This is a genomic window from Thioclava sp. F28-4 (assembly GCF_002020045.1).
GTDB lineage: Bacteria > Pseudomonadota > Alphaproteobacteria > Rhodobacterales > Rhodobacteraceae > Thioclava > Thioclava sediminum.
Window position 1 is genome coordinate 226,732 of the sequence record NZ_MPZQ01000002.1, and the last position, 18,873, is coordinate 245,604.

Here is an 18,873-nt window from a genome sequence, read left to right on the forward strand (position 1 = left end):
CCAATCGCAAGCAGGGCGCGCGCCGGCCCGTGGGGTGGCGCGGCTCACGCTCTGTGCGGCAGCGCTTTACCCAAGCCACATACCTTGAACATGGCTGCGTTTCGCGCGGTTGGCCAAGGCGCCAGCCCGCGGGGACGGGCCGCCGCGCGCCCTGCGGCTTCGCCGCGTTCCGGGCGCAGTCTCTTGTTTGAAGCGGGCGGCCATCCCTTCCCCCATCCCCTGCCCCGCGTTAGTCTTTCGCGAACACGCAGGGAGGCGCGCATGGCACTCGATTTCTCTATCGGCATCATCGGCTCAGGGATGCTCGGCGCAGCGATTGCCGAGGCGCTCTGGCGCGCGGAGCCCAAGTCGCTTCTGATGGCCAACCGCTCCGGCGCGCGGCCTGACATTGACGGCTTCCCGCCGGAGAACGTCCTGACCGATCCGCAGGCGCTGGCGGACGCATGCGACGTGGTGATCCTCTGCGTGCCGCCCGCCGCTGCCCGAGACCTCAGGATCGACGCGAAGGACAAGCTGGTGATCTCCGTCATGGCGGGCGTGCCACTGGCCGAGCTCACCCGCATCAGCGCCAGCCCGCGTGTAATCCGCGCCATGTCGAGCCCGGCTGCCGCGATGGGCCTCGCCTATAGCCCATGGATCGCGAGCGATGCCGTGACCGAGGACGACCGCGCCCGCACTCGCGCCATTTTTGAGGCCTGCGGGCAGACGGACGAGCTGCACGACGAGCCTCAGATCGACCTCTTCACCGCGATGACCGGCCCAGTGCCGGGCTTCATCGCGGCCTGCGCCGCCGCGATGGCGCGTCATGCCGAAGATCAGGGCGTTCCGTCCGAGATCGCCGATCGCGCCGTGCGCCAGCTATTCCTCTCCGCCGGGCAGATGATGGCCGAGGGCCCGACCCCTCAGGCCCATGTGCAGGAGATGATCGACTACGCGGGCACGACAGCGAAGGGCCTGACCACTCTGCGCGACAACGGCTTTGCCGAGCGTCTGGCCGAAGGACTGCGCGCCGCGACGCAAGCCTCGCGCGACATCTACTGACCCTTGCACCTGGCCCCGCCGACGCTAGGGTGAGGCTCGGGAGGAAATATCATGTCCATTCAGCTTTGCGTCTTCGACGCCTACGGCACGCTCTTCGACGTCGACGCCGCCGCGCGCAATCTGGCCGCCGAGGAGCCGCGCCTGACCGAGATCTGGCCGCGCCTTGCCGCCGATTGGCGCCGCAAGCAGCTCGAATATAGCTGGCTGCGCGAAGTGATGGGCGATTACGTCGATTTCTGGCAACTGACCCGCGACGGGCTCGATTGGGCGATGGCGGCGCAGGACCTCGACGATCCCGATCTGGCCGAGCGGCTGATGGCGCTTTACCGCGAATTGCCCGCCTTCCCCGAAGTGCCCGAGATGCTCGACGCGCTGCACCACCGCGGTGTGGGGCGTGCGATCTTGTCGAACGGCGCGCCGGACATGCTGGGGGCTGCGGTCCATGCGGCGGGCGTGGGCCATCTACTCGACGAGGTGCTCTCGATCCATGAGATCGGCCACTACAAACCCCGCGCCGCCGTCTACGAGATGATCGCGCAGAAGATGGGCGTCGAACCGGAGAAGACCTGCTTCGTCTCGTCGAATGGCTGGGATGCGGCGGGCGCGGCCAAGGCGGGCTTCCACGTGCTGTGGGTCAACCGCGCGGGCGCCCCGGTCGAGCGGCTGCCCTATAAACCCGCGGCGATCCTGACGGACCTGCGCGCGGTGCCGGACCACCTCTGAGCCGCGCTCACTCGTCCATCTCGCGCAGCGCGCGCCGCAGCCGCATCGTCTGCGCCTGAAACCCTTCCGCATCCGTGTATTCCACGAAATCGCGGTAGCGCAGATGCGGCCCCTTCACCCGATGCGCGTGCTTGATCGGGCACCAATATTGCTCGGTCCGCGCGGCGATCTCGTAGGCATAGCTCAGAAGTCCGTTGCAATAACCGCAATAGACGCAGTTCAGCTTCTGCAGCGCGTTGAGATAGGCCAGATGCTGACGGTCGACCACGATATGATCGGCGCGCTTCACCTTGGCGATGCGGTAGATCGGAAAACAGATCGCCTGATAGAGGCTCACGAAGAGGTCGAGAAGCACGAAGGGCACGATCAGCGAATAGATCACCGGGGCGGTCAGAATGACCATCGGGCGCGCATAGGACAGGAAGCGAAACAGCCCCACCCGCGCGCGCCGATGCGCATCGCGCACGCCTGCCTCGAAGACCACCCGGTTATGGTCGAGCCGGAACGCCATCTTGTCCCGTCTGCGCTCCCATTCCGCTTCGATCTCGTCTTCGAGCGCGCTCAGTTTTTCGTGTAATCTATCCAGCGTGTCAGCCATGGCGATCTCCCTCTAAGGCACTATGATCGCTGACAGACAAGCAATCCAGAGAGGAGTGGCGTGATGGAGTTCTTTACCGCGGATGATGGCGCGAAGATTGCGTATAGCGACAGTGGCAGCGGCATTCCGATCCTGGCTTTGTCCGGGCTGACGCGGAACACCCACGACTACGACTATGTCGCGCCGCATCTCAAGGGCGTGCGGTTCATCTGCATGGATTACCGCGGGCGCGGCGAGAGCGACTGGTCCGGCGGGGACACCTATACCGTGCCGCGCGAAGCGGCGGATGCGCTGCAACTGCTCGATCATCTGGGTCTCGAGAAGGCCGCGATCCTCGGCACCTCGCGCGGCGGCCTCGTCGGGATGTTCATTGCACTGACCGCGAAAGACCGGCTGACCGGGCTCGCGCTGAATGATATCGGCCCCGTCCTCGAAGAAGAGGGGCTGAACAAGATCTTCGACTATATCGGGCGCAACCCGGCGGCGAAGAGCTATGCGGAAATGGCCGAGAAGCTGCCCGAGGCGATGATCGGCTTCGACAAGGTGCCGCCGAACCGCTGGGCGATGGAGGTGCGCCACCATTACGTCGAGACCGAGGACGGCCTGAAGATCAATTACGACCCGGCCCTGCGCGAGGCGTTTATCGGCGCCTTCAAGGGCCTCGAGCCAGCCTGGCCGCTCTTCGAAGCCACCGAGGGGCTGCCGCTGGCGCTGATCCACGGCGTGAATTCCGATCTGCTGAGCGACGCCACCGCAGAAGAGATGCAGCGCCGACGCCCGGACATGATCTATGCCCGCGTCGCCGACCGCGCCCACATCCCCTTCCTCGACGAACCCGAGGCGCTGGCCGCCCTCGAAGCGTGGATCGAGCGGATCAAAGGGTGAGCGAGGCCCGTGTCACCCTCATCGCCAGCGCGATCACGCTGATCACCGGCGCGCTCTGGGGGCTATACTGGCTCCCGGTGCGCGCGCTGGACGGGCACGGTCTGGCGGGAGCCTGGGGCACCGTCGCGATCACCCTGGTCGCCTGCGTGGCCCTTGCGCCCGTCGCTTGGACCAAGCGCTGCGAACTCGCCGCCGCCACACCCGCGGCGCTGATCTCGGTCGCGCTTGGCGGGGCGGCCTTTGCGCTCTATTCGATCGGCTTTCTCTACGGCCGCGTCGCGCTGGTGATCCTGCTGTGGTTCCTCACCCCGGTCTGGTCGGTGCTGATCGGGCGGTTCGTGCTCGGCTGGCCGGTCTCGCGCCTGCGACTGGCCGCGATCTTCATCGGCCTCGCGGGGCTCGGCCTGATGCTGGGCGCGAGCGGCGGCCTGCCCCTACCGAGCAGCTTGGGCGAATGGATGACGCTTGTAGGCGGCGTGATCTGGTCGGTCGCGACAACGGGGATGCGCACCAGATCGACGCTCTCGCCCGGCCCCGCCACCTTCGTCTTCGCGGCCGGCGCGGCACTCACCGCGCTTTGCCTCGCGCCGTTCCTTGCGCCGCTGCCCGCAAGCGGCGTCGATTGGGCGGAGTCGGTTGGGCTGATCGGTGCCGCCGGGGTGTTCTGGTGGGGCGCAGCGACGGCCGGGCTCATGTGGGCGACCGTACGGCTCGAACCGGCGCGGATCGGGATATTGCTGATGAGCGAGGTGCTGGTGGGCGCCGTCTCCGCCGCACTGATCGCGGGCGAGCGGCTCGCCGCGCTGGAGATTGCAGGCGGCGCGCTCGTGCTGGGCGCAGGGCTGCTGGAGGTCTGGCCCGCGCGCCCTACGCAGCGCCCCGCCTGACCCACCCAATCCGCAAACAAAAAAGGCGCCCCGCAGGGCGCCTTTTGCAAAAGATCGCGGCGCGGATCAGTCCTTCGCGCGCTCCACGTAGGTGGTGTCTTCGGTGTTGATCACGATGCGCGTACCCACGCCGATATGCGGCGGCACCATCACGCGGATCCCGCCGGTGCAGATCGAGGGCTTGTAGCTCGACGAGGCGGTCTGACCCTTCACGACCGGCTCGGTCTCTTCCACCTCGACCGTGACCTTCTGCGGCAGGTCGATCGCGATCGCGTTCTCCTGGAAGGTCTTGAGGTGGACGCGGATACCGTCGCGCAGGAACACCTTCGCGTCGCCGATCACGTCATCCTGCACCGCGAGCTGCTCGTAGGTCTCGGGGTCCATGAAGTGATAGCCTTCGCCATCCTCGTAGAGGAAATCGTATTCGCGCTCTTCGACATGGGCGCGCTCGACCTGCTCGGTCGTGCGCCAACGCTCCGACACCTTCGTGCCGTCCGAGATACGGCGCATATCGACCTGCGTGACAGGCGTGCCCTTGCCGGGATGGATGTTCTGCGCGGTGATCACGACGTAGAGCTTGTCGTCGATTTCAAGCACGTTGCCCTTGCGGACAGAGGAAGCGATGACTTTCGCCATGAAAGGACCCCTTTGAATTCGGATAAAACAGGCTCTGGCGCCCGGATTGCAGAGCGCCTAAACCATTTGCGCCCCGATTTCCAGCCTGAAAGGCCTGTCATGCCCCCGTTCTGGACGCCCGAGCGCCACGCCGACCGCCGCCCCGCCCTTCTCGCGCGCAACCGCATTCAGGCGGCGCTCCGCGGCTGGCTGGCGGCAGAGGATTTCGTCGAGGTCGACCCCTGTGCCTTGCAGGTCTCCCCCGGCAACGAGGCGCATCTGCACGCCTTCGCCACCGACATGATCGGCAATGACGGCGCGGCGCGGCGGATGTATCTGCACACCTCGCCCGAATTCGCGATGAAGAAACTGCTGGCCGCGGGCGAGCCGCGCATCGCCGCCTTCGCCCATGTCTGGCGCAACCGCGAGGCGGGCAAGCGCCATTCGCCCGAATTCACCATGCTGGAGTGGTATCGCGCGGGCGAAGACTATACCGCGCTGATGGCCGATTGCGCGGCGATGCTGCGGCTGGCAGCCGAGGCCGCGCGATCGTCGGTGCTGCGCTATGGCCCCGCCGAATGCGACCCCTTCGCCGAACCCGAGCGCCTGTCGGTCGCGGACGCCTTCCAGCGCCATGCCGGGATCGATCTGCTCGCCACCTGCGACGGGGCGAAGACCGACGCGGAAGCCCTGCGCGCGCAATGCGAGGCGATCGGCTTTGCGGTGGCCGACGCGGATAGCTGGTCGGATATCGTCTCGAAACTGCTAGTCGCGACGGTCGAGCCGCATCTGGGCCACGGCCACGCGACGATTCTGGATCGCTACCCGCTGGCCGAGGCCGCGCTGGCCCGCCCTGCCCCGGATGACGGTCGCGTCGCCGAACGGTTCGAGCTTTACGCCTGCGGGGTCGAACTCGCGAATGGTTTCGGCGAACTGACCGATCCGGCCGAACAGCGCCGCCGCTTCGAGGGCGATATGGATCTGAAGGAAGAACTCTACGGCGAGCGTTACCCGATCGACGAAGATTTCCTCGCAGCGCTCGAGATCATGCCCGAGGCGTCGGGCATCGCGCTTGGCTTCGACCGGTTGGTGATGCTCGCGACCGGCGCGCCGAAGATCGAGGATGTGCTCTGGGTGCCGGTGGGCGGCGCGACGGGTTGAAACTCAGCCCTTCCCGCCCTTCTTCTCGGCCGCATGATCGGCCAGCATCTTGAAGGGCACCACCCGCAGCGCATCGCGATGCGTCGAGGCCAGCATCACCTCGGGCGCGCAACCCTCCTGCACCGCCTGCAAGAAGCGCGAGGCGCACAGGCACCATTGGTCTCCCGGTTTCAGCCCCGGAAAATCATATTCCGGGCGCGGCGTGCTCAGGTCGTTGCCGAGATATTTCGAGAAGGCGAGAAACTCCGCTGTCATCACCGCGCAGACCGTATGCGAGCCGCTATCCTCCCAGCAGGTGTTGCAGCTGCCATCGCGGAAGAACCCGGTCCGGGGCTTGAGCGAACAGGGCTGCAAGGCGCCGCCCAGCACGTTGATCGCCTCATACATCTGCATCGCGCGGCCCTCCCTGTCAGGAAACCTCTGCGATGCGGCGCAACATGGCAAGGTTTTCCTCCTCGACGCCCTCCTCCTTGAAACGCCAGTCGGCGGCGTTGATCGCGATCACCGTGTCGGTCGCGGGGCTGACATAGATATGCTGGCCATAGATGCCGCGCGCGAAATAGTCGCCGCCATGATCCGCCGTGTCGACGGGCACCCACCATTGGTAGCCGTATCCCTCGCCCTTCGGCGCCTGCAGCGCGGTCGATTGCGTAACCCAGTCCTCGGGCACGATCTGGCGCCCGTTCCAGAAGCCCTTTTGCAGGAACATCTGGCCAAAGCGCGCATAGTCCCGCGTCCGCAGGTTCAGCCCACCAAGGACGAAGCTCACGCCCAGCCCGTCGGTCAACATTACCGGCGCGGCCTCCAGCCCCATCGGTGCGATCAGCAACTCGCGCATCACCTCCGCCGGATCGGCCCCGGTCGCACCCGCGATCACCATGCCCAGAACATGCGTATCGATCGAGACATAGAGCATCCGCGCGCCCGGCTCCGCCTCGCGGATCTTGAGCGAAGCGGCGAAGGCGTCCATCGACCGCCCCATCGCGAGAACACGGCCCATCTTGTTGATATCCGAATGGAAATCCAGATAGTCCTCGTTGAAGGCCACGCCCGAAGACATCACCAGCGCATCGCGGATCGTCACGCCCGCATAGCCCGAGCCCTTCAGCTGCGGCGCAAAGCGGGTGAGCGGCGCGTCGAGATCGGGGATCACGCCCTGATGGTGCAGGATACCCAGCGTGACCGAGAGGAAGCTCTTCGCCATCGACCAGGAGATGCGTAGATCTTCCGGCGCAGTGCCGCGGAAATAGCGTTCATGGGTGATCTGGCCGTGGCGCAGCTTCACCAGCGCGGTGACCCAGCGCCGCTCGATCCAATCTTCGACTCCCTCGGGCAGCGCATCCTCCACGTCGCGCGGCAAGTCCGACACCGGCCCGTCGCCACGTGCAATCTCGCGCGAATGGAACAGCGCGGGCATGTTGGAGAAATTGCCCACGATCCGGTCGGGCTCGAACAGCCGGTTCACCGCGCGCAGCCGGGCGATCTCGTCGCGCTTCCACCATGCGAGCCCCGCGATCGGCAGCGCCGCTGCCATGCCAACCCGGATCGCCCCCCGCATCGCCTTTTGTCCAAGCTGTTTCATCGCGCGTCCCCTCGCCGCATGTCGTCACGGCAAGGAAGCACGCCCCACGCCGCTGCGGCAAGAAAGACCAAGCGTCATCGCGCAAACGCGACCCGCCCGAAGGTCAGTAGATATAGCGGATCTGGTCGGTCCAGTAGCGCTCCATCCGGCGCAGGGTGTGGTTCATCTCCTCCATCGCGTCGAAGGTGATGACGCCGCGCGTCTCCATCCCGCAGGCGTGGCGCTCGAACAGGGTCGCCACATTCTCGCGCAGTTCGCGCCCCTTCGCGGTCAGGCGCACCCGCACCGAGCGGCGGTCGATCTCGCAGCGCTGGTGGTGCATGTAGCCCGCCTCCACCAGTTTCTTGAGATTGTAGGAGACGTTGGAGCCCTGATAATAGCCGCGGGTCTTCAGCTCCCCCGCGGTCACCTCGTTCTCGCCCACGTTGAACAGCAAAAGCGCCTGCACCGGGTTGATCTCGAGGATGCCTAGCCGCTCGAACTCGTCCTTGATGACGTCGAGCAGCAAGCGGTGCAGCCGCTCCAGCAGCGAAAGGCTGTCCAGATATCCCGCCATCAGCCCCGGCGTTGCCGGGACGGGCGTCATGTCGCTTGCAGATTTCTGCACGGTCATAGCATTCTCCGCCAGTTTCGCTGCCCCTGACGCAAGACAGTGGCGGGAAATTGCAAAGATACCGTTAAGCGGACCGAATTCTCAGAAAATTCGCCCAAAACCCTATGCAATCAGGGGTTTCCGCGCCGTTTTCAGGTTTTCGCAATGTGGCGCTCGCGCGCGAATTTCCCGATTTCGGAGAGCAGATCGAGGTATTTCGGCGGGCAAGGCTGCGCGCCCGAGACCCACGGATACAGGTCCTGATCGTTTTCTTCGAGCAACTGGTCATAGAGATCGAGAGTGGCGGCATCCAGTTCCGGCAGACACGCATCGGCGTAAGGCCCAAGGATCAGGTCCATTTCCTTGATCCCGCGCCGCCAGCTGCGCATCTTCATCCGTTTCAGCCGCGCCTCTCGCGTCTCTGTCATCAACTCTCTCCTGCCACCAAGCGCTTCTCGAGCCGTGCCAGCCGCACATCGAGATCTTCGAGCCCGGACCGCACTTCCCGGATTTCGCGCACGAGGGCGCGTTCCGCCTTTGCCTCTTCTCCCTGTTCGGGCGGGCCGTCAAGCCCCTCGCCCGATCCGGTCAGCAGCCACATCAGCGTCACGTTGAGCATCCCCGACAGCATCTGCAGCCGGTTCGCGCGCGGCTCCAGCACATCTTCTTCCCAAGCCTGCAGCGTCTCGAGCCGGACGCCCAGCTGCGTCGCCAGATCCTCCTGGCTCAACCCTGCCGCTTCGCGCGCGCCCGCAAGCCGGTCGCCGAACGTTGCGCTCGCCTCGCCATACCAATCGTCGACCATGTCTCTCTCCCGCTTTCGCTTGAACGCTTCTGGTGCCGAGCCTAGAAGTTTGCCGAACGAGTTACAAATCAAGGGCGACGCGATGGCATTCCTTTCCGACACGCTTGCACGGGTGAAACCTTCGCCGACGGTCGCAATGACCGGGAAGGTGGCCGAATTGCGCGCCGAAGGCCGCGATGTGATCGGCCTTTCGGCGGGAGAGCCCGATTTCGACACGCCCGAGTCGATCAAGGACGCCGCGAAAGCCGCGATCGACGCAGGCAAGACCAAATACACCGCCGTGGACGGCATCGCCGAGCTGAAACAGGCGATCTGCGCCAAGTTCGCCCGCGAGAATGGCCTCAGCTACACGCCCGAGCAGGTCTCCGTCTCCTCGGGCGGCAAGCAGGTGCTGTTCAACGCGCTGATGGCGACGCTCAATCCCGGCGACGAGGTGGTAATCCCCACGCCCTACTGGGTCAGCTACCCGGATATGGTGCTGATCGGCGGCGGCACGCCCGTCTTCGTTCAGGGCGATCCCGCGATGGGCTACAAGATCAGCCCCGAGGCGCTGGAAGCCGCGATCACGCCGAACACCAAGTGGTTCCTCTTCAACTCGCCCTCGAACCCCTCGGGCGCGGCCTATTCGCGCGAGGAACTCAAGGCGCTGACCGAGGTGCTGGTGCGCCATCCGCATGTCTGGGTGATGACCGATGACATGTATGAACACCTCACCTTCGACGGGTTCGAATTCACCACGCCCGCGCAGGTCAAACCCGCACTCTATGATCGCACGCTGACGGTCAACGGCGTCTCCAAGGCCTATGCGATGACCGGCTGGCGGATCGGCTACGCGGCCGGCCCGAAAGAGCTGATCGCGGCGATGCGCAAGGTGCAGAGCCAATCCACCTCGAACCCCTGCTCGATCTCGCAATGGGCCGCCGTCGAGGCGCTGAACGGCCCGCAGGATTTCATCGACACCTTCCGCACCGCCTTCAAGCGGCGGCGCGATCTGGTGGTGGCCGGGCTCAATGCCTGCCCCGGCATCTCCTGCCCCACGCCCGAGGGCGCGTTCTACGTCTACCCCTCGATCGCGGACTGCATCGGCAAGACCTCCGCAGGCGGGCGCAAGATCGAGAGCGACGAGGATTTCGCAAATGCGCTCTTGGAGGAAAACAACGTCGCGGTGGTCTTCGGCGCGGCCTTCGGGCTTTCACCGAATTTCCGCATCAGCTACGCTACATCGGACGCGGCCCTGACCGAGGCCTGCGCCCGCATCAAGGCCTTCTGCGAAGGGCTGTCATAAGGCGGAACGGCCGAGGGAGACTGGCGAATGACTGACTTGCCCGAGTATTACTTCCGGGTGAAGGAAAACGGTGCGACGGTGTTTCGCGTCGATACCGAGAACCGTCAGCGCCGGATCGAGATGGACCCGATCGCCAATATCAACATCCGCAATGGCGAGATCAAACCGCAGGGCGACCGGGTTCTGACCGAGGAAGACCGCGCCGAGATCGAGGCGTGGATGGCGCATCGCCGCGAGGTGCTCGCCCAGCGCGATGTCGACGACATCCTGCGCGCGGTCGATCACCTCAATCTCGTCACGCAATGGGCGCAGTCGAAAGCGACCGACGCGCAGCTCGAAGAGATTACGGATACGCTGTTGCTGACGATGCACGACCTGCGCAGCGTGCTGGTGCGCAAAAAGGCCGAGCGGCTGACCAGCGAGGGCTGAGCGCCCCCGCCCTCTCCGGCCTCAGCCTTTCGAGATGAACCCGGTGATCGGATAGACGCGGCCCAGCGCGCCGGGATTGCTCATGACGCGCACGCGGCTCCAGTCGTTCTTTTCCGAGACATCCACCACGACCATGTCGAGCGACACCTTGTTACGCTCCCAATTCGCGTGATCGACCCGAATCTGACGCGGCGAGTCGACGCCCGAGACCACCGCAATATGACCCAGCGGATTACGACCGGTCGCCGAGAACGCCATCACCGCACCGACCTTCGGCTGATGACCGCGCGCATAGAGCCCCTTGGCCTGCGACCACCACGTCTTGGCATTGCCGCGAATGTCGATCCCCGAGGCGTTGCGCGCAAACGGCACACACCAGACACGCTGGCGCTTGGCGCGCATCTGCTTGGCGACTTCGACCGCATAGGCGCGGCGCTCGAGATTGACCGCACCCGCCTGATCCCGCGCGCTGGCAAAGCCCATCCGGTCGCCGGTGGTCGGGGTGCAGGCCGAGACGGTCAGAGCCGCGATCAGAACAAGCGAAAGAGGGGCCGCACGGCCCGCAAGGTCAGAGATAGAGAGCATGGGCGATCACTGTCGATGTCGAATTGTTGCGTCTTCGTTACCTCCTCCATAGCCCCGAATACCCCCTTCGCCGAAGGAGAATTTCGTCGCGCATCAGCGGGTTGGCGACAATCCGCTTACAGGAATGTAATCTTGGGAACCTTTTGCGATCTCGCGATGCGTGCCCTACGGGTGACGGTCCGAGGGACAGCGCGCATGCAGGTAAATCTCGACCCATTCAAAGCCCGGATCGATTCCCCGCTCGGCCAGCCACGCCTCCTGCAAACGGTAGGCCTCCGGCTCGGCCGCCGCCGGACAGGGCCAGTCGCGCGCATGGAACTGCGCGCGGTGGATCAACTCATGCAACAGCGAGGAAAGCTGCATCGGATCGTCTTCGGACCAAGGTCCGACGAGAAAGATTCGATCCTCCACGAGATCATAGGCCGCGCGCAGATCGGAATCGACCAGAAGATCGTGCCCCTCATAGGTGATGACCTCCCCGCTCTGGCACATGAAGATCGCAGGCGCGCCCTGCGGCACCGTGTAGTCGCTATGCGCCTCGATCCATTCGGCGAGCGCTTCCGTCACCGCATCGGGCACGGACATCGGCAGCGGCGCGGGACAGGCCCCGCCCGCTGCCGGACATAACAGCGCAAGCCCTATGACGATGGCTCGGATCATCACGCCTCCTTCCCTGACAGGATAGCAGGCAAGCGGCGATCACGAAAATGACGCCGGTCATAGGGGCCGATGGCGCAAGCCGCGCCGCCCTAGTTCGGCATCATCGGCGGCGCCATCACGATATAGGGCGTCGTGGGGGCCTCCCCGGGCGGCAAGGCCTCGGGCATCGGCTCCCCCGGGTCTCCGAGCGATTTGATATACTGGTAGAGCGAGCGCAGATCGCTCTCGGGCATCGCATGCACGTTGTAGAACGGCATTGGCGGCTTGGCGTCGAAGGTCTTCGCGTATTCCACGAAACCGTCCTCGTCCATGTCCTTGATCTCAAGGCGCAAATTGACCGCGTAGGTCGTGCCCCACGGCCCCTGCCAGCCAAGTGGCACGCCTTTGAGCGCCGCCTCCGGGTCGATCTTGCCGCCGGACTCGTTGTACCCGGCCGTGTGGCAGTCGTGGCATCCCGAGATGATCGAGACCAGTTTGCCCCGCTCCACCGAAACCTCCTGAGCAACAACAGCCGAAGAGCTGGCCAGCGCGCCAAGCGCGGCCAGAATAAGAACGCGTTTCATGGGTTTCTCCCTCCCCTAACAGACGCGCCCCTCCCCGGCGCGTCTCTCCCTGAGGTCCGGCCTTACGTCCAAACAGACCTGACCTTGCGGAAAGGATGCGCCCAAAGGGGCGAGTCGGGCAATTAGATAAAAGACAGGGTCTCGCAGCCGTGTTCAGGCAACGGACAGCGATGAGGCATGAACCTCGCGAAGGCGCGGAGCGGGCCGCACCCTTCGCCTCAGACGCTGACAACCTCGCGCAAAGCCTCGCGCGTCAGGGTCTCTTTCGTCCCCTCCATCGCGACCGCGCCGCGCTTGAGCACGTAGAAGCTATCGCCCAGATCATGCGCGAAGTCGAAATACTGCTCGACCAGCACGATCGCCATATCGCCCTTCTCGCGCAGATAGGAGATCACCCGCCCGATCTGCTGGATGATATTCGGCTGAATGCCCTCGGTGGGCTCGTCCAACAGCAGCAGCTTCGGCTTCATCAGCATCGCGCGGGCAATCGCCAGTTGCTGTTGCTGCCCGCCCGAGAGGTCCCCACCCCGGCGATTGAGAAAGTCCTTCAGGATCGGGAAGAGCTCGTAAATCTCATCCGGAATGACATGCTCGGATTTCGGCAGGCAGGCGAAAGCAGTCACCATGTTCTCGCGCACCGTCAGCAGCGGGAAGATCATCCGGCCCTGCGGCACATAGCCCAGCCCCGCCTTCGCCATTGCCTGCGGCGGCACCCGGCCCATCTCGGCGCCATCGAGCGTGACAGACCCGCCCGAGCGCAGATGCGTCCCGGAGATCGCTTTCAGCAGCGAGGTCTTGCCCACGCCGTTTGTGCCCATGATACAGGTCACCTCGCCCGCACGCGCCACCATGTCGATCCCGTGCAGGATCTGGCTGCCCCCGTAATGGAGCGTCAGCCCCTCGGTCTTCAGCATCGCGGTTTTTGTCAGATCAGCGGCCAAGATACACCTCGATCACGCGTTTGTCGGCGGTCACATGGTCAAGCGAGCCTTCCGCCAGAACCGACCCCTCATGCAGCACCGTCACCTTGCAGTTCAGACGGCGCACGAATTCCATGTCATGCTCGACCACGACCACCGCATGATCGCGCGCCAAATCGACCAGCAGCGCAGTCGTCTGTTCGCGCTCGGCCAAGGTCATCCCGGCGGCGGGTTCATCGACCAGCAGCAGCTTCGGCTCCTGCGCCAAGAGCATCCCGATCTCTAGCCATTGCTTCTGCCCGTGGCTCAGCTCGCCCGATTTGCGCGGCAGTTGATCGGCGAGGCCCACCTGAACTGCGATCTCTTCGACGCGCGCGCGATCGGCATCGCCGGCCTTCCATCCCAGCACCGCGAAGGGGCTGCGATTGGCCTTCAGCGCCATCATCAGGTTCTCGGTGACGGTCTGATCCTCGAACACGGTGGGCTTCTGGAATTTCCGCCCGATCCCGATCCGCGCGATCTTCGCCTCGTTAAGCCGCAGCAGGTTGGTGGAGCTTTCCCCCCACAGCACCGAGCCCTCGTCGGGCCGGGTCTTGCCGGTCACGATATCCATGAAGGTCGTCTTGCCCGCCCCGTTCGGTCCGATCACCGCGCGCAGCTCGGTCGGGCCGATATTGAAGCTGAGATTATTGATCGCCTTGAACCCGTCGAAGCTGACGGAGATGCCCGAGACCTCCAACAGGGTCTGCGCCCCCGCCCCCGGTTTGATCGCGACATTCATTCCTGCGCCTCCTCTTCCCGGAAGGAGCCCTTGTCGGGCCCGAGCGGCGCGCCATGGCGGTTCGGGCGGCGAATGCCCTCGAACAGGTCGAGCAGCCCCGACAGCCCCTTCGGTGCGAACAAGGTCACCAGCACGAAGGCGAGCCCCAACAGCACCTGCCACCAATCGACCCAGTCGATCGTGTAGAAACCCAGCGGCAGATCGGGCACACGCCCCCCGGTGAACCAGCTCGAGACGATGGAGACGAAGGCCGCCCCCATCACCGCGCCGTAGAGCCGCCCGCGCCCGCCAATCGCGACCCAGACCGCGAGGTAGATCGACGCGATGGGCGCCATCTCGCCCGGGTTGATGATCCCCGCCTGCGGGTAATAGAGCGCCCCCGCAATGGCCGCGATCACCGCTGTCAGGGTGAAGACGAACAGCTTGTAGCCCTCGACCGAATAACCGAGGAAGCGCACCCGCGCCTCGTCATCGCGGATGCCGCGAATGACCGAGCCGAACTTGCCCGACACGATCAGCGACGCCGCGATATAGCCCAGCCCCAGCGCCAGAGCCGAGGCCCAGAGGAACCAGATCGACAGATGGTCCTGCCCCGCGCTTACGCCCGGAATGTTCTGCAGCCCCGAAAGACCATTATTGCCGCGCAGCCCGCTCTCGTTCTGGAAGAGGTAGAGCGACAGCGCGAGCGTCATCGCCTGCGTCAGGATCGACAGATACACGCCCGTGACGCGTGACCGAAACGCGAGCCAGCCGAAAATCAGCGCCAAGAGCCCCGGCACCAGCACCACGAACAAAAGCTGCATCGGCAGGTTGCCCGCGAAGGTCCAGATCGCGGGCAAGTCCGATCCACCCACCACGCCGAATATCTGCGTGCCGATTGCGTCATTGACCTCCTGCGGGGTCATCGGGAACTCACCCGCGGATTTCAGCACGATGTCGCGGGTGCGCTCATACATCAGCCACATGCCGATCATGTAGCCGCCCAGACCGAAGAAGGCGAAATGGCCGAGCGAGAGAATGCCCGTATAGCCCCAGACCAGATCCATCGCGATGGCGATCAGGCACAGGCACAGCGTCTTGCCCAGCGTCTTGACCATCGAGGTCGAGATCGCCCCCGGCCCGTAGGCGTGAGAGAGGAACGTGACGCCCAGCGTGAAGACCGCAAGGAGCAGCAGGAACCACAAGACGGAGGGGTTCTTGGCGAGAAATCCGGATTTCATGCGCGGACCTCCGAGGTTGCGGCGGGGGTTTCGCACCCCCGCACCCCCGCGGGATATTTGGACCAAGAGGAAGGGAAAAGGGTGTGTGCCATGCTCAATCCCCCGCGGCCCGGCCCTTGAGCGCGATGATGCCGCGCGGGCGGAACTGGATGAAGATGATGATGAAGAGGATCATGTAGGTCTGCGCCGCGAGCGTGTTCGACGGGTTGAGCCATTCGATCCCCTTTTGCAGCACGCCGATCAGGGTTGCGCCCGCCAGCGTGCCGAAGATCGAGCCGACGCCACCGACCACGACCGTCATGAAGCTCTGCACGATATAGTCCTGCCCCATCTCGGAGGTGACTTTCGCGAAAAGCCCGATGGCCACGCCCGCGATCCCGGCGATACCAGAGCCGAAACCGAAGGCGAGCATGTTGATGCGATCCGGGTTGATGCCCATAGACGCCGCCATCGACGGGTTCTGCGTGACCGCGCGGACCTCCAGCCCGAGGCGGGTCTTGCGCATCACCCAGAGGTAGAGGGCGAGGAAAATCAGCGCGAGCACGAAGATCGCGATGCGGATATAGCTGATCGACACCACGTCGTTGAGCGTCCATGCCCCCTCCAGCCAGGGCGGCGAGGTCAGCGGACGCGCTTGCGTGCCGAAGATATTCTTGAAGAGCTGCTGCAGCGCGATCGAGATACCGAAGGTCGCGAGCAACGTCTCCAGCGGACGTTTGTAAAGGTACCGGATCACCAACCGCTCCATTGCGACGCCCGCGCCGAAGGTGATCGCGAAGGCCAGCGGGAGCGCGATCAGGATCGACAGCGTATAGTCGGGCACGAAGAGCTGCACGACATAGCCTGTATAGGCCCCCATCGTGATGAACTCGCCATGCGCCATGTTGATCACGCCCATCACCCCGAAGGTGATCGCAAGCCCGATGGCCGCGAGGAAATAGATCGAGGCGAGCGAGAGCGCATCGAGACCGAGATCGACCGTCTGCATCCCCGCGACCGTACGGCTCACCCGGGTCAGCGCGGCCTCGGCGGCGGTGGTCACTTCCGGGTCCGGCTCGGCATAGATATCGGCGAATTGGTGATCGGCGACGAGTTTCTCAGCCTCTGCATCGGTCAGCCGCGTCGGCACCTCTCCGGCGGCGGCGAGCGTCGCATAGGCCTCTTCGCGCTTGGCCGGATCGGCCATTGCCGCCAGCGGCAGCCCACCCACCTGACCGTTCTCGACATGCGCAGCCAAAGCCTGCTGCATTTCCGAGGCCGAAATCCGCGCGGGCGCCAGATCGGCCGACACCAGCATCGCATAGGCCTCATGCTCGGGGAGATCGCGGCCTGGCTTGAGCGTTTCCGCGACATTGCCCTTGGGCGCGCCTTCGAACACCTTGCGGGTCGTCGCCACCAGCGGGTTCAGCGTCGCGCGGAAATCCAGCCCCAGATCGGCGCCGAAACTGTCGATCGCCGCGACGCGCTCCGCGGCATCCTTGCCGAAGCGGATCGTCAGCAGGCGTTCCAGCCGCTGTTTTTCGGCCTTGATCGCGGGATCGGGCTCGTCGGGGATGGAGGCGCGCAGAGGCTCCAGATGCGAGGCCTCGCCATTGCGGTCGATCGCGGTCAGGGCCTCACGGCGTTTCTTCGGATCGGGATCGCTGAGGAGAAACCGCACCAGCGCCACGCCGATCTCGGCGCGCACGCCGGAATTCGGCTTCACTTCCTTGATGTCGGATTTCGGCGCCGTGCCGGCGGGCTCTCCGGTGACCGGATCGCTCAGCTCGTATTCACTGCCGGATTTCTTCACGATGAAGAAGGCGCCGTCGCTTTCGCGCAGCCCCACGCGCTTGTCGGACCAGGCCTGCAGGAAGCGCGAGGCCCCCTCGCCCGAACCGGCGACCGCCTCGATGACCGGGCCGATCGTGCGGCGCGACGGCTTGGCGATCTGCTTGGCATAGTCCTGAAGGACGGCGCGCAGCCCCGTGGCTTCGCTTTGCGTGGCCTCCGCCTGCGGCGCGTCGCCCGCGTCCTGCGCCAGCCCCGGCAGAGCCAATGCCAGAACAATCCCGAGCGCGATCAAAAACTTGCGCATCCCGTCCCCTTAGGATGAAACGGCCGGGAGAGGCGCACCCCTCCCGGCCAAGACACGATCAGTAGTTCGATTTCTTCTGAACGCAGGTTTCGGTCTCGGTGTTGTACATGCCGCAATCGAGACCCGGCCAATCCGACTTGAGCACCGCCGATTCCGGCAGGAAGTCGGTCCAGGCGTCGCCCGGCACGGGATCGGTCTGCGAGATGATGTCGAACTGACCGTCTTCCATGATCTCGCCGATGAGGACCGGCTTGGTCAGGTGGTGGTTCGGCAGCATCTTCGCGGTGGAGCCGGTGAGGTTCGGGAACTCCTGCCCCGGCATCGCGGCGATGACTTCGTCGACATTGGTGGAGCCGACCTGCTCGACCGCCTGCACCCACATGTTGAAGCCGATATAGGTGGCTTCCATCGGGTCGTTGGTCACGCGGCTGTCGTCGCCGGTGAAGGCGTGCCACTGCTCGATGAAGGCCGCGTTCTCGGGCGTGTCGGCGCTCTCGAAGTAGTTCCACGCGGCCAACTGACCGACAAGGTTCTTGAGATCCGCCTCACCCAGACCGGACAGTTCCTCTTCGCCGACCGAGAAGGCCACGACGGGGATGTCCTCGGCGGTGATGCCCGACGCTGCGAGCTCTTTGTAGAAGCCGATATTCGCGTCGCCGTTGATCGTCGAGATCACGCCGACCTTCTTGCCGTCCGCGCCCAGCGCCTTCACGTCGGAGACGATCTTCGACCAGTCCGACTGACCGAAAGGGGTGTAGTTCACGAAGATATCTTCCTTCGCGATGCCCTTGTCCTGCAGATAGGCTTCAAGAATGTTGTTCGTGGTGCGCGGATAGACATAGTCGGTGCCCAGCAGCGCGAATTTCTCGACGCCAAGTTCTTCGAGGAAGTAATCCACCGCCGGGATCGCCTGCTGGTTCGGGGCCGCACCGGTGTAGAACACGTTGCGCGAGCTTTCCTCGCCCTCGTATTGCACCGGGTAGAACAGCAACCCGTTGAGTTCCTCAAGGACCGGCAGCACCGATTTACGCGACACCGAGGTCCAGCACCCGAAGATCACGTCGACATTGTCCACGGTGATCAGCTCGCGCGCCTTTTCGGCGAACAGCGGCCAGTCGGAGGCCGGGTCGACCACGACCGCCTCGAGCATCTTGCCATTGATGCCGCCTTTCTTGTTCTGCTCCTCGACCAGCATCAGGACCGTGTCCTTCAGCGTGGTTTCCGAGATCGCCATCGTGCCCGACAGCGAGTGCAGAACGCCAACTTTGATCTTGTCGTCCTCCTGCGCGAAGGCGAGGCCCCCGCTCATCGACATGGCCCCGGCCAGAGCCGCAGACATCATGAGTTTACGCCGATTGATCATTTCATTTCCCTCGTTAGCGTCGACCCTGCGCGGCCCTTGATGAGCTCATTCTGCAGGTGCCGAACCTCCACTATTGGCAACGGTCGAGGCCATTCCTCCGA

22 protein-coding genes are annotated in these 18,873 nt (G+C 64.7%); 7 read left to right on the forward strand and 15 right to left on the reverse strand.

What is annotated here, in order from left to right; translation table 11 throughout:
• Nucleotides 1–261: 261 nt before the first annotated feature.
• Together BMI87_RS05880 and BMI87_RS05885 are read left to right on the forward strand one after the other, a co-directional pair.
• Nucleotides 262–1,041: a pyrroline-5-carboxylate reductase gene (locus tag BMI87_RS05880; RefSeq protein WP_078520239.1), complete on the forward strand. Its 780-nt coding sequence runs from the start codon at nucleotides 262–264 to the stop codon at nucleotides 1,039–1,041.
• A gap of 51 nt (nucleotides 1,042–1,092) precedes the next feature.
• Nucleotides 1,093–1,764, forward strand: coding sequence for a haloacid dehalogenase type II (locus BMI87_RS05885; protein WP_078520240.1), 672 nt, complete (start codon nucleotides 1,093–1,095; stop codon nucleotides 1,762–1,764).
• A 7-nt stretch (nucleotides 1,765–1,771) separates the two neighbouring features.
• Here the strand turns inward: BMI87_RS05885 and BMI87_RS05890 are convergent, their stop codons facing one another.
• Entirely contained in the window at nucleotides 1,772–2,362 is a 591-nt protein-coding gene (locus BMI87_RS05890; protein WP_078520241.1) for a hypothetical protein, read from the reverse strand.
• A 60-nt stretch (nucleotides 2,363–2,422) separates the two neighbouring features.
• Between BMI87_RS05890 and BMI87_RS05895 the strand changes: the two genes are divergently transcribed.
• Both BMI87_RS05895 and BMI87_RS05900 read left to right on the forward strand, forming a co-directional pair.
• Nucleotides 2,423–3,247 (forward strand): alpha/beta fold hydrolase, encoded by an 825-nt coding sequence (locus BMI87_RS05895; RefSeq protein ID WP_078520242.1) that lies wholly within the window; start codon nucleotides 2,423–2,425, stop codon nucleotides 3,245–3,247.
• Entirely contained in the window at nucleotides 3,244–4,134 is an 891-nt protein-coding gene (locus BMI87_RS05900) for a DMT family transporter (RefSeq protein ID WP_078520243.1), read from the forward strand. Before BMI87_RS05895 ends, BMI87_RS05900 begins: the two co-directional genes overlap by 4 nt.
• 66 nt (nucleotides 4,135–4,200) lie before the next feature.
• Here the strand turns inward: BMI87_RS05900 and efp are convergent, their stop codons facing one another.
• Nucleotides 4,201–4,770 carry an elongation factor P gene (efp, locus tag BMI87_RS05905; RefSeq protein WP_078520244.1) on the reverse strand — a complete coding sequence of 190 codons (570 nt, stop codon included), beginning with the start codon at nucleotides 4,768–4,770 and terminating at the stop codon, nucleotides 4,201–4,203.
• A gap of 99 nt (nucleotides 4,771–4,869) precedes the next feature.
• Here efp and epmA point away from each other — a divergent pair, with 99 nt between their 5' ends.
• The gene (epmA, locus tag BMI87_RS05910) at nucleotides 4,870–5,910 is read left to right on the forward strand and encodes an EF-P lysine aminoacylase EpmA (RefSeq protein ID WP_078520245.1); all 1,041 of its coding nucleotides are present in this window, start codon (nucleotides 4,870–4,872) and stop codon (nucleotides 5,908–5,910) included.
• 3 nt (nucleotides 5,911–5,913) lie between these two features.
• On the opposite strand, the gene BMI87_RS05915 is transcribed toward epmA, so the two are convergent.
• From BMI87_RS05915 to BMI87_RS05935, 5 genes are all read right to left on the reverse strand, one after another.
• Nucleotides 5,914–6,303 carry a DUF2237 family protein gene (locus BMI87_RS05915; RefSeq protein ID WP_078520246.1) on the reverse strand — a complete coding sequence of 130 codons (390 nt, stop codon included), beginning with the start codon at nucleotides 6,301–6,303 and terminating at the stop codon, nucleotides 5,914–5,916.
• A 16-nt stretch (nucleotides 6,304–6,319) separates the two neighbouring features.
• Nucleotides 6,320–7,492, reverse strand: coding sequence for a serine hydrolase (locus BMI87_RS05920; protein WP_146681519.1), 1,173 nt, complete (start codon nucleotides 7,490–7,492; stop codon nucleotides 6,320–6,322).
• A gap of 103 nt (nucleotides 7,493–7,595) precedes the next feature.
• Nucleotides 7,596–8,105, reverse strand: coding sequence for a MarR family winged helix-turn-helix transcriptional regulator (locus BMI87_RS05925; protein WP_078520247.1), 510 nt, complete (start codon nucleotides 8,103–8,105; stop codon nucleotides 7,596–7,598).
• Between the two features lie 131 nt (nucleotides 8,106–8,236).
• Entirely contained in the window at nucleotides 8,237–8,512 is a 276-nt protein-coding gene (locus tag BMI87_RS05930; RefSeq protein WP_078520248.1) for a succinate dehydrogenase assembly factor 2, read from the reverse strand.
• The gene (locus BMI87_RS05935) at nucleotides 8,512–8,889 is read right to left on the reverse strand and encodes a helix-turn-helix transcriptional regulator (RefSeq protein ID WP_078520249.1); all 378 of its coding nucleotides are present in this window, start codon (nucleotides 8,887–8,889) and stop codon (nucleotides 8,512–8,514) included. The genes BMI87_RS05930 and BMI87_RS05935 overlap by 1 nt, the downstream gene beginning before the upstream one ends.
• Nucleotides 8,890–8,971: 82 nt before the next feature.
• Here BMI87_RS05935 and BMI87_RS05940 point away from each other — a divergent pair, with 82 nt between their 5' ends.
• Together BMI87_RS05940 and BMI87_RS05945 are read left to right on the forward strand one after the other, a co-directional pair.
• Nucleotides 8,972–10,174, forward strand: a complete 1,203-nt coding sequence (locus BMI87_RS05940; protein WP_078520250.1) for a pyridoxal phosphate-dependent aminotransferase — start codon at nucleotides 8,972–8,974, stop codon at nucleotides 10,172–10,174.
• A 27-nt stretch (nucleotides 10,175–10,201) separates the two neighbouring features.
• Complete coding sequence (locus tag BMI87_RS05945; protein ID WP_078520251.1) at nucleotides 10,202–10,603, forward strand: hypothetical protein; 402 nt, start codon at nucleotides 10,202–10,204, stop codon at nucleotides 10,601–10,603.
• Between the two features lie 21 nt (nucleotides 10,604–10,624).
• On the opposite strand, the gene BMI87_RS05950 is transcribed toward BMI87_RS05945, so the two are convergent.
• The 8 genes from BMI87_RS05950 to urtA form a co-directional block, all read right to left on the reverse strand.
• On the reverse strand, nucleotides 10,625–11,188 hold the full coding sequence (locus BMI87_RS05950) for a CHAP domain-containing protein (protein WP_078520252.1): 564 nt from the start codon (nucleotides 11,186–11,188) through the stop codon (nucleotides 10,625–10,627).
• Between the two features lie 165 nt (nucleotides 11,189–11,353).
• Complete coding sequence (locus BMI87_RS05955) at nucleotides 11,354–11,848, reverse strand: DUF6647 family protein (protein WP_078520253.1); 495 nt, start codon at nucleotides 11,846–11,848, stop codon at nucleotides 11,354–11,356.
• A gap of 89 nt (nucleotides 11,849–11,937) precedes the next feature.
• The gene (locus BMI87_RS05960; protein ID WP_078520254.1) at nucleotides 11,938–12,411 is read right to left on the reverse strand and encodes a hypothetical protein; all 474 of its coding nucleotides are present in this window, start codon (nucleotides 12,409–12,411) and stop codon (nucleotides 11,938–11,940) included.
• Nucleotides 12,412–12,629: 218 nt separating this feature from the next.
• Complete coding sequence (gene urtE / locus BMI87_RS05965) at nucleotides 12,630–13,325, reverse strand: urea ABC transporter ATP-binding subunit UrtE (RefSeq protein ID WP_078520578.1); 696 nt, start codon at nucleotides 13,323–13,325, stop codon at nucleotides 12,630–12,632.
• A 16-nt stretch (nucleotides 13,326–13,341) separates the two neighbouring features.
• Entirely contained in the window at nucleotides 13,342–14,112 is a 771-nt protein-coding gene (gene urtD, locus BMI87_RS05970; protein ID WP_078520255.1) for an urea ABC transporter ATP-binding protein UrtD, read from the reverse strand.
• Nucleotides 14,109–15,332, reverse strand: a complete 1,224-nt coding sequence (gene urtC / locus BMI87_RS05975; protein ID WP_078520256.1) for an urea ABC transporter permease subunit UrtC — start codon at nucleotides 15,330–15,332, stop codon at nucleotides 14,109–14,111. The genes urtD and urtC overlap by 4 nt, the downstream gene beginning before the upstream one ends.
• Nucleotides 15,333–15,426: 94 nt before the next feature.
• Complete coding sequence (urtB, locus tag BMI87_RS05980) at nucleotides 15,427–17,409, reverse strand: urea ABC transporter permease subunit UrtB (protein WP_078520257.1); 1,983 nt, start codon at nucleotides 17,407–17,409, stop codon at nucleotides 15,427–15,429.
• 58 nt (nucleotides 17,410–17,467) lie between these two features.
• Nucleotides 17,468–18,772, reverse strand: coding sequence for an urea ABC transporter substrate-binding protein (gene urtA / locus BMI87_RS05985; RefSeq protein WP_078520258.1), 1,305 nt, complete (start codon nucleotides 18,770–18,772; stop codon nucleotides 17,468–17,470).
• Nucleotides 18,773–18,873 lie beyond the last annotated feature (101 nt).

Coding starts and splice junctions, on each gene's coding strand:
- BMI87_RS05920 (WP_146681519.1), bottom strand. CDS start 7,492: ATGAAACAGCTTGGACAAAAGGCGATGCGGGGGGCGATCCGGGTTGGC.
- urtB (WP_078520257.1), bottom strand. CDS start 17,409: ATGCGCAAGTTTTTGATCGCGCTCGGGATTGTTCTGGCATTGGCTCTG.
- BMI87_RS05915 (WP_078520246.1), bottom strand. CDS start 6,303: ATGCAGATGTATGAGGCGATCAACGTGCTGGGCGGCGCCTTGCAGCCC.
- BMI87_RS05885 (WP_078520240.1), top strand. CDS start 1,093: ATGTCCATTCAGCTTTGCGTCTTCGACGCCTACGGCACGCTCTTCGAC.
- BMI87_RS05940 (WP_078520250.1), top strand. CDS start 8,972: ATGGCATTCCTTTCCGACACGCTTGCACGGGTGAAACCTTCGCCGACG.
- BMI87_RS05960 (WP_078520254.1), bottom strand. CDS start 12,411: ATGAAACGCGTTCTTATTCTGGCCGCGCTTGGCGCGCTGGCCAGCTCT.
- urtC (WP_078520256.1), bottom strand. CDS start 15,332: ATGAAATCCGGATTTCTCGCCAAGAACCCCTCCGTCTTGTGGTTCCTG.
- BMI87_RS05925 (WP_078520247.1), bottom strand. CDS start 8,105: ATGACCGTGCAGAAATCTGCAAGCGACATGACGCCCGTCCCGGCAACG.
- epmA (WP_078520245.1), top strand. CDS start 4,870: ATGCCCCCGTTCTGGACGCCCGAGCGCCACGCCGACCGCCGCCCCGCC.
- BMI87_RS05890 (WP_078520241.1), bottom strand. CDS start 2,362: ATGGCTGACACGCTGGATAGATTACACGAAAAACTGAGCGCGCTCGAA.
- BMI87_RS05930 (WP_078520248.1), bottom strand. CDS start 8,512: ATGACAGAGACGCGAGAGGCGCGGCTGAAACGGATGAAGATGCGCAGC.
- BMI87_RS05880 (WP_078520239.1), top strand. CDS start 262: ATGGCACTCGATTTCTCTATCGGCATCATCGGCTCAGGGATGCTCGGC.
- BMI87_RS05935 (WP_078520249.1), bottom strand. CDS start 8,889: ATGGTCGACGATTGGTATGGCGAGGCGAGCGCAACGTTCGGCGACCGG.
- urtA (WP_078520258.1), bottom strand. CDS start 18,772: ATGATCAATCGGCGTAAACTCATGATGTCTGCGGCTCTGGCCGGGGCC.
- urtD (WP_078520255.1), bottom strand. CDS start 14,112: ATGAATGTCGCGATCAAACCGGGGGCGGGGGCGCAGACCCTGTTGGAG.
- efp (WP_078520244.1), bottom strand. CDS start 4,770: ATGGCGAAAGTCATCGCTTCCTCTGTCCGCAAGGGCAACGTGCTTGAA.
- urtE (WP_078520578.1), bottom strand. CDS start 13,325: ATGCTGAAGACCGAGGGGCTGACGCTCCATTACGGGGGCAGCCAGATC.
- BMI87_RS05945 (WP_078520251.1), top strand. CDS start 10,202: ATGACTGACTTGCCCGAGTATTACTTCCGGGTGAAGGAAAACGGTGCG.
- BMI87_RS05950 (WP_078520252.1), bottom strand. CDS start 11,188: ATGCTCTCTATCTCTGACCTTGCGGGCCGTGCGGCCCCTCTTTCGCTT.
- BMI87_RS05955 (WP_078520253.1), bottom strand. CDS start 11,848: ATGATCCGAGCCATCGTCATAGGGCTTGCGCTGTTATGTCCGGCAGCG.